The sequence below is a fragment of the Lentzea sp. NPDC102401 genome (assembly GCF_044765805.1).
In the GTDB taxonomy this organism is placed as follows: Bacteria; Actinomycetota; Actinomycetes; order Mycobacteriales; family Pseudonocardiaceae; genus Lentzea; species Lentzea sokolovensis.
Genome location: NZ_JBIWKS010000015.1, coordinates 149,790 through 170,361 on the forward strand (window position 1 = coordinate 149,790; position 20,572 = coordinate 170,361).

The following is a 20,572-nucleotide window of genomic DNA, read 5'->3' on the forward strand; positions in this document are numbered from 1 at the left end:
CTCAACTCCTCATGACTAAGTACGTGAACAGCCAGACGAGTCTAATTGTGGGCAGTCGACGCCCTGAGCACCACCTCACCCGCCACCCGGACGGTGCGGGCCTCGTCACCCCCGGCGTCCAGCACGAGACCCGCGGCGATCTCGCCCATCTCCTCCAGCGGCAGTCGCACGGTGGACAGCGCCGGAACCGTGTCGCGCAGCGTCGGGATGTCGTCGAACCCGGCGATCGAGATGTCCTCCGGGATGCGCACGCCACGTTCGCGCAGCGCGGCCATGGCCCCCATCGCCATCACGTCCGTCACGGCGAACACGCAGGTGGAGCGCGACTTCGACGCCAGCAGCTCCATCGCGGCGGCGTACCCGCCGTCCCGGGTGAAGGCCCCGTTGATCACCACCGGCGGCGCGATCCCGGCGTCCGCGAGGCCTGCCTTGAACCCGGCGAGCCGGTCGCGGGCCACCACGAGTTCGGAAGGTCCACCCAATACGGCGAACTTCTTGTGCCCGAGTTCGGCCAGCGCACGGGCCAGTGCCCGGCCACCCGCACGGTTGCCGGGAACGACCGTGTCGGTGCCGAGTTTCGCCTGCGACACGCACGCGACACGCCCGCCCTGCTCGGTGAACGCGTCGATCTCGGCCGCGAGCCGCGATTGCGCCGCACGGTCCGTGGTGCGGGAACCGGCGAGCACCACCGCACGGGCTCGATGCGCACGCAGAGTGGAGAGCAGCTCCGCCTCACGCTCAGGCCGGCGCCCTGTCGTGCCGAGGACGACGGAGAGCCCGGCAGCCTCGGCCACCTTCGTCACCCCCGCCGCGATGCACGAGAAGTACGGGTCGGTGATGTCGTGGACCACCAGCCCGACCAGCGAGCTGGAGTTGCGGGCCAGCGCCTGCGCGGACGCGTTCGGCACGTAGCCGAGCTCCTCCGCGGTGCGCAGGACCCGCTCGCTCAGATCCTCGCTCACCTGCCGCGTGCTGCCGTTGAGCACGCGAGAAGCGGTCGCCAGCGACACACCCGCCTGCTTCGCCACCTCGGCGAGCGTCACCTGTCGGGCGGACACGACCACCTCCGTCAACGTGCATGTGAGCGCTGAGACTAACTCGCGAGGAGGTTGACGGCCGTGAAGGACCGCGATTAGCGTGGCGGGAAAGCGCTTTCCAGCGCTGCTACCAGGGAGGTGCGATGGCGGTCAGGACCATTGGCGTGGCGGTCAACGGCGTCACGGGGCGGATGGGATACCGCCAGCATCTGGTCCGTTCACTGCTGCCGTTGCGCGACGAGGGCGTGCGGTTGCAGGACGGGACCGTGCTGAAGGTGGAACCGGTCCTCGTGGGCCGCAACGCCGACAAGCTCAAGGAGATCGCCGAGCGGCACGACCTCGCGCACTGGACGACGGACCTCGACGGAGCGCTCGCGGACCCGTCCGTGGAGATCTACTTCGACTCGCAGGTCACGTCGAGGCACGTCGAGTCGATCACGAAGGCGCTGCGGGCCGGCAAGCACGTCTACACCGAGAAGCCGGTCTCGGACACCGTCGAGCAGGCGCTGGAGCTCGGGCGCCTGGCCGACTCGCTGGGCCTGAAGCACGGCGTGGTGGCGGACAAGCTGTACCTGCCGGGCATCCGCAAGCTCAAGCGACTGATCGACGGCGGCTTCTTCGGCCGGATCCTCAGCGTGCGCGGCGAGTTCGGCTACTGGGTCTTCGAGGGCGACTGGCAGCCCGCGCAGCGCCCGAGCTGGAACTACCGGGCGGAGGACGGCGGCGGCATCGTCTCGGACATGTTCTGCCACTGGAGCTACCTGCTGCACGACCTGTTCGGCAGGGTCGAGGCCGTCACGGCGAAGGCCGTCACGCACATTCCAACCCGCTGGGACGAGCAGAACAACGCCTACGAGGCGACCGCGGACGACGCCGCGTACGGGATCTTCGAGATCGAGAACGGCGTCATCGCCCAGATCAACTCGTCCTGGTGCGTGCGCGTGCGCCGCGACGAGCTCGTCGAGTTCCAAGTGGACGGCACCGAGGGGAGTGCGGTCGCGGGTCTGCGCGAGTGCTTCGCGCAGACCCGCGCCGTCACGCCGAAACCCGTCTGGAACCCGGATCTGCCGGTCACGCACCCGTTCCGCGAGCAGTGGCAGCAGGTGCCGGACAACGAGGACTTCGACAACGGCTTCAAGGTGCAGTGGGCGGAGTTCCTGCGGCACGTCTACGACGGCACGCCGTTCCCGCACGACTTCCGCGCCGGGGCACGGGGCGTCGCGCTGGCCGCCGCCGGTCTCCAGTCCTCTTCGGAGGGTCGCCGAGTGGAGATCGCGGATGTCTAGCCAGAGGCAAGGTGATCGCATCGTGTTCGCCGCGGCACACGTTGTGGCCGAGGACGAACGCACGGTGGACTGGGACGCGACTCTCGCGTTCCGGCACCACCTGTGGTCGCACGGCTTCGGTGTCGCGGAAGCCATGGACACCGCGCAACGCGGCATGGGCCTGGACTGGCCGACGGCCGCCGAGCTCATCCGCCGCAGCGCCGCCGAGAAGGCGGGACGGATCTGCGCGGGCGTCGCCACCGACCACCTCACCGGTGAGCCCGGCCTCGACGACGTGCTGAACGCCTACCTGGAACAGCTCGACATCGTCCAGGAGGCCGGCGCGCAGCCCGTGCTGATGTGCTCACGTCAGCTCGCGGCGGCGGCCCGTGGTCCCGAGGACTACGAGAAGGTCTACGGCACGTTGCTCGACCGCGTCAGCGAACCGGTGATCCTGCACTGGCTCGGCACCGCGTTCGACCCGATGCTGGAGGGGTACTGGGGTGCGGGCGAGATCCCGCGGGCCACCCGGAACTTCCTGGAGATCATCCGCTCGCGGCCGGACAAGATCGACGGCGTGAAGGTCTCGCTGCTCGACGCGGATCACGAGATCGGGCTGCGGCGCGCGCTGCCGGGGAACGTCCGCTGCTACACCGGCGACGACTTCAACTACCCGGACCTGATCGCGGGCGACGAGGAGGGCTACAGCCACGCGCTGCTCGGCATCTTCGACCCGATCGCCCCGGTGGCGGCTCGTGCGCTGGCCAAGCTGGCGGACGGCGACACCGGCGAGTTCCACCGGATCATGGCGCCGACGGTTCCGTTGTCCCGCCATCTGTTCAGCGCGCCGACTTACTACTACAAAACGGGTGTCGTGTTCCTGGCGTGGCTGGCCGGGCATCAGGAACGATTCCAACTTCTCGGCGGCCTGGAATCCGCGCGTAGCGTCGAGCACCTGGCCGAGGCGAAACGTCTCGCGGAGATCGCCGGCGTGATCGAACCGGAGTTCGCGGAACGGCGGTGGAGCCAATGGCTCGCCTCTCGCTGAACCAGGCCACGATCAAACGCGCGACGGTCGCCGAGGCCGTCGAAGGCTGTGCGCGGCACGGCATCGAGTCGATCGGACTGTGGCGTGAACCCGTCACCGACCACGGCCTGGAACGCACCGCCAAACTCGTCGCGGACGCCGGACTGCGCGTGTCGTCGTTGTGCCGCGGAGGGTTCCTCACCGCCGTGGACAACCGAAGCGCACTGGACGACAACCGCCGCGCGATCGACGAGGCGGCGGCGTTGCGCACCGACACGCTGGTCATGGTCGTCGGGGGAGTGCAGGCCGACAGGGACCTCATCGGCGCACGTCAGCGCGTTGCCGACGCCATCGCGGAACTGTCGGTGTACGCGGCGCAGGCGGGCGTGATCCTGGCGCTGGAACCGATGCATCCGGTGTTCTGCGCGGATCGCGGCGTGCTGTCGACGTTGGGACAGGCACTGGACATCGCCGAACAGCACGAGTCGGTCGGCGTCGTCGTGGACGCGCTGCACGTGTGGTGGGACCCCGATCTGGACGCGCAGATCGTGCGCGCGGGACCGCACATCGCGTCGTACCAGGTGTGTGACTGGCTCACGCCTGTGCCCGCCGATGTGCTGCTCGGACGCGGTTATCCCGGTGACGGCGACATCGACCTGGACCGACTGACGCGGCATGTCGCGGCGACCGGATATTCGCGGGATGTCGAAGTGGAGATCTTCAACGCGGCCATCTGGGCGGCGGACTTCGACGAGGTGATCGAAGAGGTGACGCGCAGGTACCACGACATTGTGGAACCGGCGCTCTGACCGACGCGGGGAAGCCGGTCGTCGACGGCGGCGACGACCGACCCCGGCGTTGGTTTGTGTATATCCGAAAATCAGTGCTCTTTGGTCCAGATTTCAGATAAATCTCAGGAATCAGCCGCCGTTGACGAACCTGTAAACCTTTGCACCGTGTTTCGGCTTCGCGGTCGTGATCTTGATGACGGCGTCGAACATGGACCGTCCGAGCTCCGCGCGGGCCGCTACGGCCGGGTGCGTGGTGCTGAAGTCCTCGTCGTTCACGGCCTTGTCACCGGCGAACGTTCCCGACGCGAACATCGAGTAGATCAGGATCGCCCGGTTGTCCGCGCTGAACATGATCCCGGCCTCGTTGCGGCCGTCCTCGAACCAACCGGCCTTCGTCGCGACGCGCAGACGCTCGTTCGTCGTGAGGTTGAGCCGCACGCCGTCGGTGAAGCTCGCCGTCGCACGCAGGATGTTCAGCAGGTACGCGGTGGACGCCGCGGACAGCAGCTGACCGTCGACCAGCTTCTGCAGCAACGTGTGCGTCTCGCGCGCCGTCGTGGTGCCGAGGAAGAACCGGTTCGGGTTCGCGACCGGAACGACCTGCGTGTGCACGAAGCCCTTGGACCGCAGGATCTCGTTGAGCTCCAGCGCGGGCACGACCAGGCCGCACAGGCGGACCGCGGTGTTGTCCGAGACGGTCAGCAGGTTCGCCAGCGCGTGGCCGACGGTGACCTCGCTCGGGTACGCGCCGTCGAGCGCGAAGATGCCGTCGGTGTCCTGGATGACGATGGCGGCCGACACGGTGACCGTCTGGTCGAGCTTGATCAGCCCGCGGTCCACCTTGTCCAGCACGGCGACCGCGACCGCGATCTTGTTGACGCTGTAGGCCTCGACCACCTTGTCGGCGTCCTCGTCGACGGCGGCCTTCGTCGTCCCGTCGAGGTCGGCGACCGTGATCAGCGACGACCAGCTGCCCTTCGCCTTGCGGGCCTGCCGCCGGTAGATCTGGGCCACGCGCTTGCGCGACCGGTCGGCCGTCGCCGGGGAGCGTTCGATCTCTACCTCCGCGTCTTCCTGGGCTTGTGCTGCACCGTTGGAGCCGAGCACGGCCGTCGCGGCCGCGACGGTTCCCAGCCCGAACACGGACCTGCGGTTCAAAGTCATGAGCGGTATCAAAACAGGCGCCCCTGACGTTTCCCTGACTAGGGTTCCGGATCATGGAACACGTCTTCGTGGTGACCGGTGCTTCCCGCGGAATCGGGGCGGCGACCGCCGTTCTCGCAGCTCAGGCGGGATATCGCGTGGTCAGGGCCTCCCGCAGGGCCGAAGAATCCGTCGGGGATCGCGGCTGGGACGCCCGATGCGACGTCTCTTCCTGGGATTCCGTGCAGGATCTCATGTCCCGAGTGGAGTCCCGCTGGGGCCGGATCGACGTCGTGTTCGCGAACGCTGGAGTTTCCGTCGACACGTCGTTCGTCTCCGACGCCGGCGCGAAGCCGTCGGAGTGGACGGACATGGTCGTCACGAACGTCTGCGGGCCCGCGTTCACCGCCCGTGCCGCGATGCCGGCGCTGATCCGCTCCGGCGGCCACCTGGTGATGACCGGATCCGCCGCCGGCCGAGGGGTGCGGCCGGGCAACCTGTACTCGGCGACGAAGTGGGCGATCACCGGTCTGGCGCAGGCGATTCGTGCCGAAGCGGTGGCCACCGGGGTTAGGGTGACGGTGGTGCAGCCGGGCCTGGTCGACACCGACGCCATCCCGGCGTCGCGGGTGGACGACCCGAAGCTGGCACCGGAAGACGTTGGCAGGGCGGTTCTCTACGCCGTGTCCCAACCGTCCACTGTGGACGTGAACGAGATCCTGCTGCGGCCGACCGGACAGGCCGCGCATCGCTGATGGGGGACAGATCGTGATCGTGCTCTTCGCTGTCGGAGGCGGTGGTGACCCGGAGCGGCACCGCCCGCTCCTGGACCACTTCACCGCTCAGGGCCACCAGGTCATCGCACCGTCCTTCCCGCGCCTGCACCCGCGGCAGGCGACCTGGGACGACTACCTGGCCCGGCCGTTGGGCCTGGTCGAGGCCCTGCGCGACGTCGCCCCGGACGCCGAGGTGGCTGTGATCGGCCACTCGATCGGCGCCTGGGCGGGGTTGTGCCTCGCGGGCGCGACGCCGTGGAGCAAGGAACGCGAGCCCCTTGACGTGCCAAGGGATTCCCGCGTCAGCCGCCTGGTGCTCTACACGCCACCCGCCGGCTGGTTCGCGGCCCCCGGCGCGCTGGACGCGGTGAAGGTGCCGATCCTCGCCTACGTCGGCGAGTTGGACACGTTCGTCCCGGCGTCCGAAGTGGAGGTGCTGAAGACCGCTCCGGCCGAGGTGGACCTGCGGGTCGTGCCGAAGGCGGGCCACTTCAGCTTCGTGCACGTGCCGCCGCCGGGCATGGACGAGGACCCGGAGTTCGACCGCGACCGGTTCCTCGCGCGGATGGTCGACGAGACCTACGAGTTCGTCAGCTCCCGCTGAGCACGTCGGAGCATCGCTGCAGGAGCGCGCGCAACTGCGCGCGTTCCTCGTTGCTGAACGCGTCCGCCAGCTTCTGCTCCACCACCACCGCGGCCCTGTCCGCCTCGCGGAACCTCGCCTGACCCGTCTCGGTCAGCCGGTTCTCCAGGACGTTGCGCTGCCACTGGTGCGATGTGCGCTCCACGAGACCCAGGGCGACCAGGTTCTGCAGGATCGTCGTCATCGTCTGAGGCGTCGTCAGGCACAGCCGCGCGAGCGTCGCCGCGGGCGCGCCGGGGTTCTCGCTCAGTGCCAGCAACGCCGAGTACTGCGGCACGGTCAGCCCTGCGGGCTTCACCGCCGCCGACTTCGCGGCCACCAGGTCCTGCTCGGCGCGCTTGATGTCTCCGCCGATCCGATCGCCGCTGCGCATCTCCCCATCGTAAGAGTGTGATAAGAGTATGGATGGATATCAGAACTCTGATATCCATCAGTGCTCGTACTGGAGGGAAGTCATGCGCGTCCTGCTCACCGTCTTGACGGTGCTGGTGCTGTTCACGGGCACGGCCCAGGCCACGCCGAGGCACATCGAGGCCCGCTCACCGTCGCTGCACCCCGAGGGCGTGGCCTGGGACTCGAGCCGCGGCCAGTTCCTCGTCAGCTCGCTGCGCCACGGCACGGTGTCGCTGGTCGGCACGAACGGCCGGGTCCGCCCGCTCGTCACCGGAACCCACATGGTGTCCACGTTTGGTCTCCAGGTGGACGGCGGCCGCCTGCTCGTCGCCTACGGGGACATCGGCTTCGGCGAACGATCGGTGCCGGGCCAGTCCGGCCTCGGGATCTTCGACCTGCGCACCGGCCGCGCGCTGAAGTTCGTCGACATCCCCAACGGCGCCAACGACGTCGCGGTCGACCCATTCGGCAACGCCTACGTCACCGGCACCTCGGGCGACACGATCTGGAAGGTCGGCCGCGACGGCACCGCGACGCCGTACGCCCGCGACCCGCGGCTGGGCGGGACGTCGTTCGGCAACAACGGAATCGTCTGGGACCCCAGGGGATTCCTCGTCACCGGCCACTACACGAACGGCACGTTGTTCAAGGTCACGCTGAACCGCGTCGAGGAACTGCCCGCACCGAAGCTGCCGGGCGCGGACGGCCTCACGCTCACCCCGCAGGGCCTGGTCGTCGTGACGAACAGCCTGGCCGCACCGGGCAAGAACGCGGTGACGGTCCTCGACACCCGCACGTGGCAGGTGAAGTCCCAGCGTGACTGGCGGACCGCGCCGACCACGGCCGCTCGCACACCGCACGGCACCTACGTGCTCAGCGGCCGCGTCGACCTGCTGGTGAAGGGGGAGACGACGGACGAGTTCAGCCTCGACCGCTAGCCGGCCTCACCCTCGGCGGCGCCGCGGTGAGCTCACGCGCCGCCGAGGAACTCGACCAGCAGCCGGTTCACCTCGTCCGGCCGTTCCAGGTACCCGACGTGCCCGGCGTCCGCGACCTCGGCGTAGCGGGCGCCGGGGATCGCGTCCGCCACCTCGCGCGACAGCCGCGGCGGCAGCACCAGGTCGTCGGCGAACCCGATCACCAGCGACCGCACCGCGATGGCGCGGTAGGCCTCCAGTCGCGTGTCGTACTCGGCCAGGCCGAGCTGGATCCGTTCGCCCGGACCGAACGACGCCCCGGCGAACTCGTACATCTGCAGCCAGTCGCGGGCGACCACCGGGTCGGCCAGTGTCGCCTGCGACAGGTTCCGGACCGCCGTCGCCACCGAGTAGAACGCCAGCGGGATCTCGACGCCCTTGTCGTGCAGGTCGCACAGCGCCTGCGACCACGCCTGCTGCACCGGTTCGGGACGGCCGGCGGTCGCCATCATCACCGCGCTGCGCACCAGCGACGGATGCGCCAGCGCCAGTTCCTGGGTGATGCGCCCGCCCAGCGACGTGCCGATCACGTGCGCGGGACCGCCCAGGTGCTCGATCAGCGCGGCGGTGTCGGCGACCATGTCGTCGAGCGTGAAACCGCCGGCGCACTCCGACGACGGCCTGATGCCGCGGTTGTCGAAGTACGCGACGCGGTAACCGGCCTTGACCAGCGCGGGCACCTGGTAGGTGCGCCAGACCCTGCCGGGACTGCCGGTGCCCATGACGAGCACGACGAGGTCACCGGCACCCTCGGTCTGGACGTTCAGCTCGATGCCGTTGAGCGGGACAAGCGCCATTCCGAAGATCCTAGAACCTGCACAGAGGCCGAATCAGGGCAGCGTGTGAGGGATAACGCGCGCACAGGTCGTCCGCGTGCCCGAACTCCACGATGTCGTCGGTGTACGGCGGCACCACGACCGTGCCGACCAGCGACCAGTCCCCGGCCGGAGTGCTGCCCTGCCACACGCCCGCGGGTACGAGGACCTGCGGGTTCGACGCGCTCAGCACCGGTTCGGTCACCGTGCCGTCCGGGTGCAGCAGCAGCATCCGCAACGGCGACCCCGCGTGGAAGTGGTAGATCTCCAGGTGCTTCAGCACGTGCATGCCGGAGAAGTCCGGGCGGCGCAACAGGTACGCGATCGCGGACGCCTCGTCGGACCGGTGCGTCTGCGCGAAGTACCCGCCCTCGACGGGCAGCTCCTGCATGTCCAACGCGGAAATCAACTGCTCTGGGGTCACGTCATCTCCGGAAGCGGGGAACCGTGCACGACGACCATGCCCTTGCCGAGCCGCTTCGCCGTGTACATCGCGGCGTCCGCGGCCCCGAGCACGTCGTCGGCGGTGATCTTGGGATCGTACGAGAACCGTTGCGCCACACCGATGCTGGCGTGCACCCGGTGCACCCGGCCGAGCACCTCGTGCGGATGTCCCAACGCGTCCAGCAGCCGCGCGCCGATCTCGTCCGCGTCGCCGCCGTCGATCAGGACCCCGAACTCGTCACCGCCGAGCCGCGCCACGGTGTCCTCGGGCCGGACGTTGTTCTCCAGCCGTGCGGCGACATTGCGCAGAACCATGTCGCCCTCGGCGTGCCCGTTGTTGTCGTTGACCGCCTTGAAGCCGTCCACGTCGATGAACAGCAGGATCAACGGCTTCGCGCGGTCACGAACCGCGAGCGCGCGCTCCAGCCGTTCGCGGAAGAGCGAGCGGTTCGCGACGCCGGTCAACGGGTCGTGCGTCGCCTCGTGCCGTAGCTCCTCGCGAGAGACGCGGAGCTGGTCCATCAGCCGTACGTTGTCCATCATCGTGAGCAACTGACGCACGATCACGAGACACACGACCAGAAGCCCGACGTAGATCTCGACCGGGTTGAGGCGGCCGCCCGTCGCGGTGTTCCAGCTGACGAACAGGCCGGTGATCGCGAGCGGCAGGTACGGCACGAGCAGGTGCAGCAGGTCGGCCGTGCGCATGCGGCCCGGCGTGGGTTCGAGGTTGCGGACCGGGGCCAGCGCGCTCAGCAGGAAGAACGCCGGGCACAGCATGAAACCGATGTCCGCGGCCGCCGGGATCGCCGTGTTGCCCTTGGCGATGTAGAACGCGAACACCCAGCCCGACGACGACTGCGCGATACCGGCCAGCGCGACGAAAAGCATCGGCCACTGACGCACGGCCTGATGCGTCCACGACATCACCACGATCGCCACGAGCAGCACGAGGTACGCGGCGGGGTGCGCGATGACGGTGGCGAACCCAGGGCCCTCGGTGGCCCACGCACGGGTCAGCGACTCCAGCGCCGACACCCACGTCAGCACGAACAGCGACCCGATCACGATCAGCCCGTCGAGCACGAGCACCGTGCGGCTGCGGTAGTTCGGCAGCAGGTCGTCGGAACGGCGTTTCTGCGCCTTCGCGATCACGGCGGCCAGGCAGAGCACCGGCACCATCGTGAAGCCGATCGGCGCGATCGTCGACGACGGCAGTTGAACGCCCATGATCTGCTGGCCCCAGATCCACGCGGACAACCCGACGCTCAGGCTGATCATCGCCGCCGTCATCCAGCGGTCGCGTGCCCGCGCGTAGGTGACCAACGCCGCGATGGCGAACACCAGCTGCACGACTTTGTCGATTGCGATACCGATATCGCGCGGTGCGGCGAGGGCGGTGAGGATGGCGATCGCGATGAAGGTGCCGACCCACCCCGCGACGATCCAGAACCTCTTCACCGTGACTCCCGTGATCGAAACCCGACCACCGTAGTAACGGCGGCGTGGACTTGTCGAACCGTGTCAGCCCGTGTCGGTGCAAGTCCCCTATCGGTGCACCGGATATGGTTCGAACTGTTGTTCGTTCAGCGATCCGGGGAGCTGTTGTGCGGGTGTTCGGGGTCGACCCCGGTCTGACCAGGTGCGGCTTCGGCGTCGTCGACGGCGGACCAGGCCGAGTCGTGCGCGCCGTGGCCGTCGATGTCCTCCGCACGCCCGTTGACGCTCCGCTGTCCGTGCGCCTTCATGAGCTGTACGACGGCGTCTGCGTGTGGCTGGACCGTTACGAACCTCAAGTCGTCGCCATCGAACGAGTCTTCGCGCAACACAACGTCCGCACCGCGATGGGGGTCGCGCAGGCGTCGGGCGTCGTCGCTTTGGCTGCCGCGCAACGAAACCTGCCGGTCGAGTTCCACACGCCGTCCGAGGTGAAGGCCGCCGTCACGGGCTCGGGCCGCGCGGACAAGGCGCAGGTGACCGCCATGGTGACCAAGCTGCTCGGCCTGAAGGTCGCCCCGAAGCCGGCCGACGCGGCGGACGCGCTGGCCCTCGCGATCTGCCACCACTGGCGCGCGCCGATGCGCAACAGGCTGGAAGAAGCGCAGGCCCGCGCGGCGGAACTCGCCCGCGTGCACAAGGCCAAGCTGGCAGAGGCGGCCCGCCGGAGCGGGTCATGACGGCTTCAGTGCGCGCCGAAATTGTCAGGGTCGGCTGGAAGAATGAAATCAAGGGGTCCCCTTCGCGAGGGGACGCCTGCGTGAGCGTGAAGTCCGGAGGACACAGGTGATCTCGTCACTGCGCGGCCAGGTGCAGCACGTCGGCCTCGACCACGCCGTCGTCGAGGTGGGCGGCGTCGGTTTCGCCGTCCAGATGACGCCGACCACGCTCGCCACCCTGCGCCGCGGCGAGGAGGCGAGCCTCGCCACCACCCTGATCGTCCGCGAGGACAGCCTCACCCTGTTCGGGTTCGCCGACGCCGAGGCGCGCGAGCTGTTCAGCCTGCTCCAGACGGTCAGCGGCATCGGCCCGCGCATCGCACTGGCCACCCTCGCGGTCCTGGAGCCGGACAAGCTCCGCCACGCGCTTGCCGAGGGCAACATCACCGTGCTCACGCAGGTCCCGGGCATCGGCAAGAAGGGCGCGGAACGCCTCATCATCGAGCTGCGCGACAAGGTCGGTCAGCTCCCCACGCCCACGACGCCCGCGCACAGCCAGACGCGTGACCACGTCGTGGAGGCGCTCCTGGGCCTCGGCTTTCCGGCCAAGGCAGCGGAGCAGGCCGTCGACAGTGTTCTCGCCGCGAACCCTGACCAGTCCACGTCCGCTGTCCTGCGCCGTTCGCTCGCGACCCTGGGGCGCAAGTGACCGAAGAGGAGCTCAGCCCGTACGGCGTGCCCGCCGAGCGCGACGTCGAGACCAGCCTGCGCCCGGCCGACCTGCACGAGTTCGTCGGTCAGCAGCGAGTGCGCGAACAACTCGAACTCGTCCTGCACAGCGCGATGCGACGGGGGACGGCGCCGGACCACGTGCTGCTCAGCGGCCCTCCCGGCCTCGGCAAGACCTCCCTGGCCATGATCATCGCCAAGGAGCTCAACGCCGCCATCCGGATCACCAGCGGCCCGGCCCTGGAACGTGCGGGCGACCTTGCCTCGATGCTGTCCAACCTGGTCGAGGGCGATGTGCTGTTCATCGACGAGATCCACCGCATGGCGCGGCCTGCGGAGGAGATGCTCTACCTCGCGATGGAGGACTTCCGCGTCGACGTGATGGTGGGCAAGGGCCCCGGCGCGACCAGCATCCCGCTCGACATCGCGCCGTTCACGCTGGTCGGAGCCACCACCAGGTCAGGAGCGCTGACGGGCCCGCTGCGCGACCGCTTCGGCTTCACCGGCCACATGGAGTTCTACAGCGCCGAAGAGCTCGACCTCATCGTGAAGCGCAGCGCCAAGATCCTCGGCGTCGACGTCGCCGTGGACGCCGCGATCGAGATCGCCGGCCGCTCCAGGGGCACCCCCCGCATCGCGAACCGCCTGCTGCGCCGCGTCCGCGACTTCGCCGAGGTCAGGGCCGACGGCAGGGTCACGGAGGAGATCGCGAAGCAGGCGCTGCAGGTCTACGACGTCGACGAACTCGGCCTCGACCGGCTCGACCGCGCGGTGTTGAACGCCCTGGTCAAGAGCTTCAACGGCGGCCCGGTCGGCGTCTCCACCCTCGCGGTCGCGGTCGGTGAGGAACCGACCACCGTGGAAGAGGTGTGCGAACCGTATTTGGTGCGGGCTGGCATGCTGGCCCGGACACCGCGCGGCCGAGTGGCGACGCCCGCCGCGTGGTACCACCTGGGGCTGGAGCCGCCCGCCGGTGATCAACTGTGGTGACCTGGCACAATCGGTAAAAGCACCTGGACATATCGGACGTGCGTCGAAGGCATGTCCACCTGATCGGAGAATGATGGGCAACCTTTCGTCTTTGATGTTCCCGTTGCTTCTGGTTCTGCTGGCGGTGCCGCTGTTCCTCAGCGCGCGCAAGCAGAAGCGGGCGATGGCCGAGCAGAAGAACCTGCAGGACTCGCTCGCCCCCGGCGACAAGGTGATGACGACGTCCGGCCTGTACGGCACCGTTGCCGACGCGAGCCACGACACCACCATCGACATCGAGATCTCCGAGGGCGTCGTCACGCGCTGGCTGCGTGCCGCCATTCGCGAGAAGGTCGCCGAGACCGACGAGGCCGTGATCGAGGACAAGACCGACGACGTCGAGGAAGAGGTGCCCGCGACCACCGCACAGGTCGCCGAGCCCCTGGACCACGGCGCCAAGAAGTAACCAACAGGCCCGTGACACCTGGAGTTGGCAACTGTGAACACCGCCAACTCCAGGTAGTGACGCGCAGCTCACGCGGCGCGCGTTACGCTGCGCGCTCGGAAACCATAGCTACTAGGAGACGGACGGATCGTGGCACCTCCGGCCGGGCAAATTCGCCCTGCGAAGTATCTGGCGAGTTTTGTCCTCATCGTGGTCGCGCTCTACGCCCTGGTGTTTCTCACCGGGAACGGTTCGGCCAAACCCAAGCTCGGAATCGACCTCCAGGGCGGCACCCTCGTCACCCTGACAGCTCGGCAGGAAGACGGCGCACAGCCGAGCGAGGAAGCGCTCAACCGGGCACGTGACCTCATCGAGGTCCGCGTGAACGGTCTCGGCGTCTCCGGTGCCGAGGTCGTGCGAGACGGCAACAACCTGGTGATCACGGTCCCGGGCGCGGACAGCGAAGGCGCGAAGGGCCTCGGCCAGACCGCTCGCCTCGCGTTCCGCAAGGTCATCGGCCAGCCGGTGCCCGCCGGCGCCGTGCCGCAGACCCAGACGAGCACGCCGCCGTCCGGCAGCGCGAGCACGCCTCCGTCGACGCCGCCGAGCCAGAGCGCCGGCAGCCCGCCGCCGTCGAGTGGTGCTCCGCAGGGCCGCCCCGCGCCGAACCTGGCCGCGCAGCCGTCCAGCACGCCGCCGTCGAACAGCACCGCGCCGTCCAGCAACGCGAGCACGCCGCCGAGCACGCCGTCCGCTCCCTCCAACGTCGACCCGAAGGTCGCGAAGGAGATCCAGGACGCGAAGGCCCTCCGCCAGGCGACCGACCCGCAGATCCTGCAGCAGGCCGCGCTCATGCTCGACTGCTCGCAGCCCGACCCGCTGCGCGGCAACGACGACCTGGACAAGCCTCTCGTCACCTGTGACGAGAAGGGCGAGTTCAAGTACACGCTGGCCCCGGTCAACCCTCCCAAGGAGGACACCGAGACCAAGGCGGACGACTACACGAACTACTCCCGCCTGACCGGTGAGGACATCAGCAACGCCGCGGCGAACAACAACCCGAACGGCACCGGCTACGTCGTCAACCTGGACTTCAAGTCCGAGGGCGGCACCAAGTGGGGCGCGTTCACCTCGGCCAACGTCCAGCAGGCCGTCGCGGTCGTGCTCGACGGCGAGGTCATGTCCGCGCCGACCATCCAGTCGGCCATCTCGGGCGGCTCGACCGAGATCAGCGGCAAGTTCACGCTGAAGGAAGCCCAGAACCTCGCGAACACGCTGAAGTACGGCGCGCTGCCGCTGTCCTTCGACTCGTCCGAGGCGCAGACGATCTCCCCGACGCTCGGCCTGCAGTCGCTCAAGGCGGGCCTCATCGCCGGCGGCATCGGCCTCGCGCTGGTCTTCGTCTACTGTCTGTTCTACTACCGCCTGCTCGGCATCCTGACGATCCTGTCGCTGGTCCTGTCCGCGGTCGTCATCTACGCCGTGCTGGTCCTGCTCGGCCGCGTCATCGGCTTCACGCTCGACCTGGCCGGTATCGCCGGATTCATCGTCGCCATCGGTATCACGGCGGACTCGTTCATCGTCTTCTTCGAACGATTGAAGGACGAGGTGCGTGAGGGCCGCACGTTCCGATCGGCCGTGCCGCGCGCATGGGTCCGTTCGCGCCGCACGATCCTTTCCGCCGACGCGGTCAGCTTCATCGCCGCCGCCGTGCTGTACATCATCGCGGTCGGACAGGTGAAGGGCTTCGCGTTCACCCTCGGCATGTCGACGGTCCTCGACCTCGTGGTCGTGTTCCTCGTGACGCACCCGCTGGTCGCGATCGCGTCGAAGTCCAAGCTCCTCTCCAACTCGAGCCTGTCGGGCCTGGGAGGTGCCGCCCGCGAGGGCGCCTCGCACCGCGCCACCTCGACCGGCAAGACGACCGCCGTGAAGGAGGCCTGACATGAGCAGCGTGTTCTCACGCCTCTACGTGGGCAACGGCGCCTTCGACATCGTCGGCAAGCGCGTCCGCTGGTACATCACCTCCGGCATCATCCTGCTGATCTGCATCGGCTCGATGGTGTTCAACGGCTTCAACCTCGGCATCGACTTCGAGGGCGGCACCAAGATCTCGATGCCGTCCGTGTCTGCCACCGGCCAGGCCATCACGACGTCCACCGTCGAGGACGTCTACGCGAAGGCCCTGCCCGGCAAGAAGCCGAACGCCGTGCAGGCCGTCGGTTCCGGCGCCAGCGCGACGATCCAGCTCAAGTCGCCCGCGCTGAACATCGCCGAGGTCGCGACCCTCAAGACGGCCCTCGCGCAGGACACCAACCCGCAGGGCGGCCAGACGGCGATCTCCGACAGCGCCGTCTCCGCGTCCTGGGGCGGTGAGATCAGCGGCAAGGCCCTCTGGGCCCTGTTCTGGTTTTTCGTCGCCGTGACGATCTTCCTGGTGCTCTACTTCGAGTGGCAGATGGCCGTCGGCGCGCTCGTCGCCGTGTTCCACGACGTCATCATCACCGCCGGCGTGTACTCGATCATCGGCTTCGAGGTGACGCCGGCGACGGTGATCGGTCTGCTCACCATCCTCGGCTTCTCCCTGTACGACACGGTCGTCGTGTTCGACAAGGTCAAGGAGAACACCCGAGGCCTGCTGGGCCTGACCCGCCGCACGTACGCCGAGGCGGCGAACCTGGCGCTGAACCAGACCCTGATGCGCTCGATCAACACCTCGCTGATCGCGCTGCTCCCGGTCATCGGCCTGCTGGTCGTCGGCGTCGGCATCCTGGGCGTCGGAACCCTGCAGGACCTGGCGCTCGTGCAGCTCGTCGGCATGTTCATCGGCGCCCTGTCCTCGATCTTCCTCGCCACCCCGGTGCTGGTGGACCTGAAGATGCGCGACCCGAAGTTCATCGCGCACGCCAAGCGCGTGGCCACCCGCCGCGCCAAGGCCACGGGCCCGCAGGTCGCCGAGGGCATCGAGTCGGTCGACGACGAGGCCCTCAACGCCGACCTGCGCAAGGAAGAGGCGTACGCCGCCGCTGCCTCGGTGCCTCACCGCACCGCCAAGGCAGGCGACGCCCGCCGCCGTCCGACCGGAAAGCGTCAGCGTTGAAATTGGATCGTGCTCTGGGACTGATGCGTGAAGTCCCGGACTTCCCCAAGCCAGGGGTCGTCTTCCGGGACTTCACGCCGGTTCTCACCGACCCGGACGCCCTGCGCGCCGTGGTCGACGCCCTTCAGGACAAGATCGACGACAGCACCCAGGTGATCGCCGCCATCGAGTCGCGCGGCTTCCTCCTGGGAGCTGCTCTGGGGTACGGCTGGCGCTACGGCGTCGTGCCGCTGCGCAAGCCGGGCAAGCTCCCGGTCGTCGCCGACTCGGAGTCCTACGAGCTGGAGTACGGCACGGCTTCTCTGGAGTTGCCTGCGGACGCCATCCAGCCCGGGCAGCGTGTTGTGGTGGTGGACGACGTGCTGGCCACCGGCGGCACCGCCGAGGCCGCGTGCACGCTGGTCGAACGGGCCGGCGGCATCGTGACCGGTGTCTCCGTGGTTCTGGAGATCACCGCTCTGGGGGGACGCTCCCGGCTCGCTGGCCGCGAGGTCAGCGCTTTGATGGCCGTGTAGGACGCTTTCGCGCTTGGGGGACCGGTGACGCTTGTCGCCGGTCCCTTTTGCGTGTCAGCCCGTGACCGGCCCCGCGATGAACCGGTAGGCGACCACGACGGTGATCGCCCACAGGAAGTAGAAGATCGGCAGCCCCAGCAGGATCAGGCGCCAGGCCTTCATGTCGCCGTGCCCGACCCGCATCAGAGCGGCTGAGGCGCCCAGCCAGGGGACGATTCCCAGCGTTGCCGTGCGGAGTGCCTCGCTGCCGCCGTTGGTGACCAGGTTGAGCAGGACGATCGCGGCGTACCAGATGCCCGCGAACGCCAGGCAGTGCCAGATCGGGCGGTGCGAGTGCATGGGGCCAGTTTCCCAGTCGGACGGTTTCAGGCGATCGGCGGCGGGGCCACGAAGGCGGCGCCGATGCTGACGAAGACCAGTGTGACCAGAGATGCCGGTGCCGTGACGACCGCGATCTCCCACAGTTTCGGCGTCTTCGCGCGGCGCAGGACCAGCCAGCTCAGTGTGGTCGCGACCAGCCAGCCGACCGTTGAACCGATGATCGACCGCTGATCGATGTAGCTCGGGTCGTCGAGGGCGAGGTACGCCATCGTGCCCAGCCACACGAAGGTCATCGCGGCGCACCAGATCAGAGTCCTCACCGTGCCGAGTGTTCCAGGAGGGCACGGCTGCGCCGAACCGGCACATGCCCTCCTTCGTCGGTCGTGTGCCGGACTGCATTTCTGTGGTCGGTTTTCGTTGGTGGTTGCGGGGCGTGGTTGGTGTGCGTTATTCGCGTTTTGTTGCGTGTGTGCTTGCCAGTGGTTGCGTTGCATCTAGAGAGAAGCGCACTAACGGAACCTATGGCCGTTGGCTAGCCTGTTCACCCGAACGTGTAGCCACTGACGTGCTTTTATGTTGTGATCTTGCGGTAGTGTCGAACGCGTGATCGAACGAGACTTCCGCCTCCTGTCCACCGACGAACTGCTTGCCGCAGTCGTCGGAGACGTGGTGGAAATTCGCGTTCTTGAGAATGTGATGATGCAGAAGATCGCCGAACTGGAGCGGCGTGGCGCGGCGACTGAGCTCGGGTACAGGAATGTGGCGCACGTGTTGCGTCATGCCGTGCGGTGGGACTTGAAGACCGCGCGTCAGTGGGTTGCCCGCGCCGAAGCACTGGCTCCTCAGCTCACGCTGTCCGGCGCGCTGGTGGAGCCGGAGCTGCCGGTCACCGCTGCCGTGGTGGCGGAGGGCGCTCTCTCCGGGGAGCACATCTCGGCGGTGGCCGAGGTGATGAAGGACCTGCCGCCCAAGGCCGAGGAGCCTGTGGTCGAGTTCGCCCAGTCCCACGAACCCAGTGCGGTGCGCGCGTTCGGCAAGGAGCTGGCGTACCGGCTCTACCAGCAGGACGCGGAGCCGAGTGAGGCCGATCCGGCGCCGCCCGTCAACCGGCTGCGGATGGAGTGGAAGGGCGACCAGCTGGAGGTGTCGGCGAAGCTCGACAAGATCGCTGGCGCCAAGTTCGAAGCGATGATCGACCCGCTGGCCAAGCCCCGCCCGACCACCCCGGAAGAAGGCCAGGACCCCCGCTCCCGCGCGGAACGCGAGGGCGACGCCTTCGCCGACCTGATCGACCTGATGCTGCGTGCCGACCGCCTCCCCGAACACGGCGGGGAGCCGGTCACCCTGACCCTCACGATGGCCTACCGCGACCTGGCCGGGCAGACCGGCTTCGCCACGCTGGACACCCGCGAGCGCATGCAGGCCAAGCTGGTCCGCCGCCTGGCCTGCAACGCCGGCGTCATCCCGGTGGTACTGGGCGGCCGGTCCGAGCACGTCGACATCGGCCGCAAGACCCGCACCTTCCCGGCCTCGATCCGCCGCCTCCTGGTCGCCAGAGACCAGGGTTGTTCCTTCCCCGGCTGCGACCGCCCGCCCAAGCACTGCGACGCCCACCACATCAGATTCTGGTCCGAGGGCGGCGGCACCTCGGTCGAGAACGCGGCCCTGCTGTGCCGCCACCACCACACCCTGATCCACCAAAGCGAATGGGAGGTAAGGCTCCTCAATGGCACCCCGACTTTCACCCCACCCGCCTGGCTCGACCCCACCCGCACTCCCAGAACAAACACCCACCCCGACCGTCGCCAAGTCGCCTGACGACGCCCGCGCGCGAGCAACCGTTTTCACCCGAATGAGCAGGTTCGTGGAGGAGGGTCAATGCCTACCGTCGGACGAATGACTGCGATCACCTCCACCGCCTACAGCCGCGACCTGGGCGACGAACTGCGCCGCCTGCGCGAGAAACACACCAGGCTGACGGGCTTCGGCTTCGCCGAACAACTCGGCTGGGACCCGAGCAAGGTCTCCAACATCGAAAACGGCAAAGCCCGCGCGAGCGAGATCGACCTCGTCCAGTACCTGATGACGTGCGGCCGCGACAGCAACTACTTCGAGGCCTTCCGAGACCGCTACCGCTACGCCTTCGACCCGTATGTGCTGGTCGTGCCCGACAACCTGCGCACGCTCGCCATGGCGGAGGCCCAGGCTACGAAGATCACCAGCTTCGACGGCCTGACCATGCCGGGGCTCGCCCAGACCCCTGAATACGCACGAGCCTTGCTCACCGAAGGTGGCAACGAGGCACCGGAGAACATCGAGAAGTACGTCCAGTTGCGCATCGACAGGCAGGCGATCATGAGGCGCCCGAGTCGGCCGGAGTGCACGTTCTACGTGCATGAACTCGCGTTGCGAATGCGCGTGGGCAACGCCCAGATCATGGAAGAGCAGTATCTGCGCCTGCTTTTCCAGTCCCACAGCCTTCGTATCGTGCCCATGTCGGCGGGTATCGCCATCGCGATGAGGTCGGCACGAAGGTTGTTCAGCTTCGAGAAGATGGTGCCGGTCGCCTACAGCGAGACCGATGTGGCACAGCTGTTCGCGCACGACGGCAAAGCCATTGCGAGCAGCCGGGAGTTCTTCAAGTGGCTGGATGCCCTTGCGTTGGATGAGGGACAATCGCGGAGCATGCTGACGGACTACGTCAGCGGACTGCGAGAGGACCTCCATGACGCTCGACCGCAGCTGGCGTAAGAGCACCTACAGCGGCAGCACGGACAGTGGTACCTGTGTCGAGGTGTCGCTGGAGCAGGCTGCTCTCGTGCGGGACTCGAAGGCCTCGGGCGGCGCCGTCCTGGCCTTCTCGCTCCCCGCCTGGCGTGCGTTCGTGGCGCAGGTCTAGGGCGCTCCACCTGCGTGTCGCCTGATCGGCCCAGCAATAGTCTGGGTCGCGTTCACCGTGTGAGCTGTGCCGCTCAGCGAGCCATCGGAAGTTTCCGCATCGTAAACGCGTTATCCTCGGTACTCGC

The 20,572-nt window shown here is 68.2% G+C and carries 24 protein-coding genes; 16 read left to right on the top strand and 8 right to left on the bottom strand.

What is annotated here, in order from left to right; translation table 11 throughout:
* Nucleotides 1-41: 41 nt before the first annotated feature.
* Entirely contained in the window at nucleotides 42-1,058 is a 1,017-nt protein-coding gene (locus ACIRG5_RS39680; RefSeq protein WP_402914920.1) for a LacI family DNA-binding transcriptional regulator, read from the bottom strand.
* A 122-nt stretch (nucleotides 1,059-1,180) separates the two neighbouring features.
* On the opposite strand from ACIRG5_RS39680, the gene ACIRG5_RS39685 reads away from it, so the two are divergent.
* The 3 genes from ACIRG5_RS39685 to ACIRG5_RS39695 are packed head-to-tail and all read left to right on the top strand — an operon-like array spanning nucleotide 1,181 to nucleotide 4,138.
* Entirely contained in the window at nucleotides 1,181-2,323 is a 1,143-nt protein-coding gene (locus tag ACIRG5_RS39685; RefSeq protein WP_402914923.1) for a Gfo/Idh/MocA family protein, read from the top strand.
* A gap of 22 nt (nucleotides 2,324-2,345) precedes the next feature.
* Entirely contained in the window at nucleotides 2,346-3,350 is a 1,005-nt protein-coding gene (locus ACIRG5_RS39690) for a dihydrodipicolinate synthase family protein (RefSeq protein ID WP_402914926.1), read from the top strand.
* The gene (locus tag ACIRG5_RS39695) at nucleotides 3,332-4,138 is read left to right on the top strand and encodes a sugar phosphate isomerase/epimerase family protein (protein WP_402914929.1); all 807 of its coding nucleotides are present in this window, start codon (nucleotides 3,332-3,334) and stop codon (nucleotides 4,136-4,138) included. The genes ACIRG5_RS39690 and ACIRG5_RS39695 overlap by 19 nt, the downstream gene beginning before the upstream one ends.
* 111 nt (nucleotides 4,139-4,249) lie before the next feature.
* Here the strand turns inward: ACIRG5_RS39695 and ACIRG5_RS39700 are convergent, their stop codons facing one another.
* Entirely contained in the window at nucleotides 4,250-5,284 is a 1,035-nt protein-coding gene (locus tag ACIRG5_RS39700; protein ID WP_402914931.1) for a serine hydrolase, read from the bottom strand.
* A 50-nt stretch (nucleotides 5,285-5,334) separates the two neighbouring features.
* Between ACIRG5_RS39700 and ACIRG5_RS39705 the strand changes: the two genes are divergently transcribed.
* Both ACIRG5_RS39705 and ACIRG5_RS39710 read left to right on the top strand, forming a co-directional pair.
* A complete protein-coding gene (locus tag ACIRG5_RS39705) occupies nucleotides 5,335-6,018 on the top strand; it encodes an SDR family oxidoreductase (RefSeq protein WP_402915156.1) in 684 nt (227 codons plus the stop codon).
* A gap of 13 nt (nucleotides 6,019-6,031) precedes the next feature.
* Entirely contained in the window at nucleotides 6,032-6,643 is a 612-nt protein-coding gene (locus tag ACIRG5_RS39710; RefSeq protein ID WP_402914934.1) for an alpha/beta hydrolase family protein, read from the top strand.
* Here the strand turns inward: ACIRG5_RS39710 and ACIRG5_RS39715 are convergent.
* Entirely contained in the window at nucleotides 6,630-7,055 is a 426-nt protein-coding gene (locus ACIRG5_RS39715; protein WP_402914936.1) for a MarR family winged helix-turn-helix transcriptional regulator, read from the bottom strand. The two genes, ACIRG5_RS39710 and ACIRG5_RS39715, sit on opposite strands and share 14 nt — an antisense overlap.
* 82 nt (nucleotides 7,056-7,137) lie before the next feature.
* Here ACIRG5_RS39715 and ACIRG5_RS39720 point away from each other — a divergent pair, with 82 nt between their 5' ends.
* Nucleotides 7,138-8,013: an SBBP repeat-containing protein gene (locus ACIRG5_RS39720; protein WP_402914938.1), complete on the top strand. Its 876-nt coding sequence runs from the start codon at nucleotides 7,138-7,140 to the stop codon at nucleotides 8,011-8,013.
* A gap of 32 nt (nucleotides 8,014-8,045) precedes the next feature.
* Here ACIRG5_RS39720 and ACIRG5_RS39725 read toward each other — a convergent pair whose 3' ends face one another.
* From ACIRG5_RS39725 to ACIRG5_RS39735, 3 genes are read right to left on the bottom strand one after another with little or no spacing between them, the layout of a single operon-like run.
* Nucleotides 8,046-8,849: an alpha/beta fold hydrolase gene (locus tag ACIRG5_RS39725; protein ID WP_402914941.1), complete on the bottom strand. Its 804-nt coding sequence runs from the start codon at nucleotides 8,847-8,849 to the stop codon at nucleotides 8,046-8,048.
* Nucleotides 8,850-8,859: 10 nt separating this feature from the next.
* Nucleotides 8,860-9,291 (bottom strand): cupin domain-containing protein, encoded by a 432-nt coding sequence (locus tag ACIRG5_RS39730; protein ID WP_402914944.1) that lies wholly within the window; start codon nucleotides 9,289-9,291, stop codon nucleotides 8,860-8,862.
* Nucleotides 9,288-10,772: a diguanylate cyclase domain-containing protein gene (locus tag ACIRG5_RS39735; RefSeq protein WP_402914946.1), complete on the bottom strand. Its 1,485-nt coding sequence runs from the start codon at nucleotides 10,770-10,772 to the stop codon at nucleotides 9,288-9,290. Before ACIRG5_RS39735 ends, ACIRG5_RS39730 begins: the two co-directional genes overlap by 4 nt.
* Nucleotides 10,773-10,918: 146 nt before the next feature.
* Between ACIRG5_RS39735 and ruvC the strand changes: the two genes are divergently transcribed.
* From ruvC to ACIRG5_RS39770, 7 genes are all read left to right on the top strand, one after another.
* Entirely contained in the window at nucleotides 10,919-11,488 is a 570-nt protein-coding gene (gene ruvC, locus ACIRG5_RS39740; RefSeq protein WP_266040685.1) for a crossover junction endodeoxyribonuclease RuvC, read from the top strand.
* 106 nt (nucleotides 11,489-11,594) lie between these two features.
* The gene (gene ruvA, locus ACIRG5_RS39745) at nucleotides 11,595-12,176 is read left to right on the top strand and encodes a Holliday junction branch migration protein RuvA (protein WP_402914951.1); all 582 of its coding nucleotides are present in this window, start codon (nucleotides 11,595-11,597) and stop codon (nucleotides 12,174-12,176) included.
* Nucleotides 12,173-13,186: a Holliday junction branch migration DNA helicase RuvB gene (gene ruvB, locus ACIRG5_RS39750; RefSeq protein ID WP_402914953.1), complete on the top strand. Its 1,014-nt coding sequence runs from the start codon at nucleotides 12,173-12,175 to the stop codon at nucleotides 13,184-13,186. Before ruvA ends, ruvB begins: the two co-directional genes overlap by 4 nt.
* A 94-nt stretch (nucleotides 13,187-13,280) precedes the next feature.
* Nucleotides 13,281-13,631 (top strand): preprotein translocase subunit YajC, encoded by a 351-nt coding sequence (gene yajC / locus ACIRG5_RS39755; protein WP_319978851.1) that lies wholly within the window; start codon nucleotides 13,281-13,283, stop codon nucleotides 13,629-13,631.
* Between the two features lie 129 nt (nucleotides 13,632-13,760).
* Nucleotides 13,761-15,554 carry a protein translocase subunit SecD gene (secD, locus tag ACIRG5_RS39760; RefSeq protein ID WP_402914956.1) on the top strand — a complete coding sequence of 598 codons (1,794 nt, stop codon included), beginning with the start codon at nucleotides 13,761-13,763 and terminating at the stop codon, nucleotides 15,552-15,554.
* A gap of 1 nt (nucleotide 15,555) precedes the next feature.
* A complete protein-coding gene (gene secF / locus ACIRG5_RS39765; protein WP_402914959.1) occupies nucleotides 15,556-16,710 on the top strand; it encodes a protein translocase subunit SecF in 1,155 nt (384 codons plus the stop codon).
* A gap of 23 nt (nucleotides 16,711-16,733) precedes the next feature.
* The gene (locus ACIRG5_RS39770; RefSeq protein WP_402914962.1) at nucleotides 16,734-17,225 is read left to right on the top strand and encodes an adenine phosphoribosyltransferase; all 492 of its coding nucleotides are present in this window, start codon (nucleotides 16,734-16,736) and stop codon (nucleotides 17,223-17,225) included.
* 54 nt (nucleotides 17,226-17,279) lie between these two features.
* On the opposite strand, the gene ACIRG5_RS39775 is transcribed toward ACIRG5_RS39770, so the two are convergent.
* On the bottom strand, nucleotides 17,280-17,564 hold the full coding sequence (locus ACIRG5_RS39775) for a hypothetical protein (RefSeq protein ID WP_402914964.1): 285 nt from the start codon (nucleotides 17,562-17,564) through the stop codon (nucleotides 17,280-17,282).
* 26 nt (nucleotides 17,565-17,590) lie between these two features.
* Nucleotides 17,591-17,866: a hypothetical protein gene (locus ACIRG5_RS39780; RefSeq protein ID WP_402914966.1), complete on the bottom strand. Its 276-nt coding sequence runs from the start codon at nucleotides 17,864-17,866 to the stop codon at nucleotides 17,591-17,593.
* Between the two features lie 283 nt (nucleotides 17,867-18,149).
* Here ACIRG5_RS39780 and ACIRG5_RS39785 point away from each other — a divergent pair, with 283 nt between their 5' ends.
* The 3 genes from ACIRG5_RS39785 to ACIRG5_RS39795 all read left to right on the top strand — a co-directional run bounded on the left by ACIRG5_RS39785 (nucleotide 18,150) and on the right by ACIRG5_RS39795 (nucleotide 20,445).
* Nucleotides 18,150-19,364, top strand: coding sequence for a DUF222 domain-containing protein (locus tag ACIRG5_RS39785; RefSeq protein ID WP_402914969.1), 1,215 nt, complete (start codon nucleotides 18,150-18,152; stop codon nucleotides 19,362-19,364).
* 78 nt (nucleotides 19,365-19,442) lie between these two features.
* Nucleotides 19,443-20,297, top strand: a complete 855-nt coding sequence (locus tag ACIRG5_RS39790) for a helix-turn-helix domain-containing protein (protein WP_402914971.1) — start codon at nucleotides 19,443-19,445, stop codon at nucleotides 20,295-20,297.
* Nucleotides 20,272-20,445, top strand: a complete 174-nt coding sequence (locus tag ACIRG5_RS39795; protein ID WP_402914974.1) for a DUF397 domain-containing protein — start codon at nucleotides 20,272-20,274, stop codon at nucleotides 20,443-20,445. The genes ACIRG5_RS39790 and ACIRG5_RS39795 overlap by 26 nt, the downstream gene beginning before the upstream one ends.
* The last annotated feature ends 127 nt before the right edge of the window (nucleotides 20,446-20,572 follow it).

Bases quoted from the DNA above. Each gene is read 5' to 3' on its own strand.
- ACIRG5_RS39775 (WP_402914964.1), bottom strand. From the start codon at position 17,564: ATGCACTCGCACCGCCCGATCTGGCACTGCCTGGCGTTCGCGGGCATC.
- ACIRG5_RS39720 (WP_402914938.1), top strand. From the start codon at position 7,138: ATGCGCGTCCTGCTCACCGTCTTGACGGTGCTGGTGCTGTTCACGGGC.
- ACIRG5_RS39715 (WP_402914936.1), bottom strand. From the start codon at position 7,055: ATGCGCAGCGGCGATCGGATCGGCGGAGACATCAAGCGCGCCGAGCAG.
- ACIRG5_RS39695 (WP_402914929.1), top strand. From the start codon at position 3,332: ATGGCTCGCCTCTCGCTGAACCAGGCCACGATCAAACGCGCGACGGTC.
- ACIRG5_RS39700 (WP_402914931.1), bottom strand. From the start codon at position 5,284: ATGACTTTGAACCGCAGGTCCGTGTTCGGGCTGGGAACCGTCGCGGCC.
- ACIRG5_RS39725 (WP_402914941.1), bottom strand. From the start codon at position 8,849: ATGGCGCTTGTCCCGCTCAACGGCATCGAGCTGAACGTCCAGACCGAG.
- ACIRG5_RS39795 (WP_402914974.1), top strand. From the start codon at position 20,272: ATGACGCTCGACCGCAGCTGGCGTAAGAGCACCTACAGCGGCAGCACG.
- ACIRG5_RS39770 (WP_402914962.1), top strand. From the start codon at position 16,734: ATGCGTGAAGTCCCGGACTTCCCCAAGCCAGGGGTCGTCTTCCGGGAC.
- secF (WP_402914959.1), top strand. From the start codon at position 15,556: ATGAGCAGCGTGTTCTCACGCCTCTACGTGGGCAACGGCGCCTTCGAC.
- ACIRG5_RS39685 (WP_402914923.1), top strand. From the start codon at position 1,181: ATGGCGGTCAGGACCATTGGCGTGGCGGTCAACGGCGTCACGGGGCGG.
- yajC (WP_319978851.1), top strand. From the start codon at position 13,281: ATGTTCCCGTTGCTTCTGGTTCTGCTGGCGGTGCCGCTGTTCCTCAGC.
- ACIRG5_RS39790 (WP_402914971.1), top strand. From the start codon at position 19,443: ATGACTGCGATCACCTCCACCGCCTACAGCCGCGACCTGGGCGACGAA.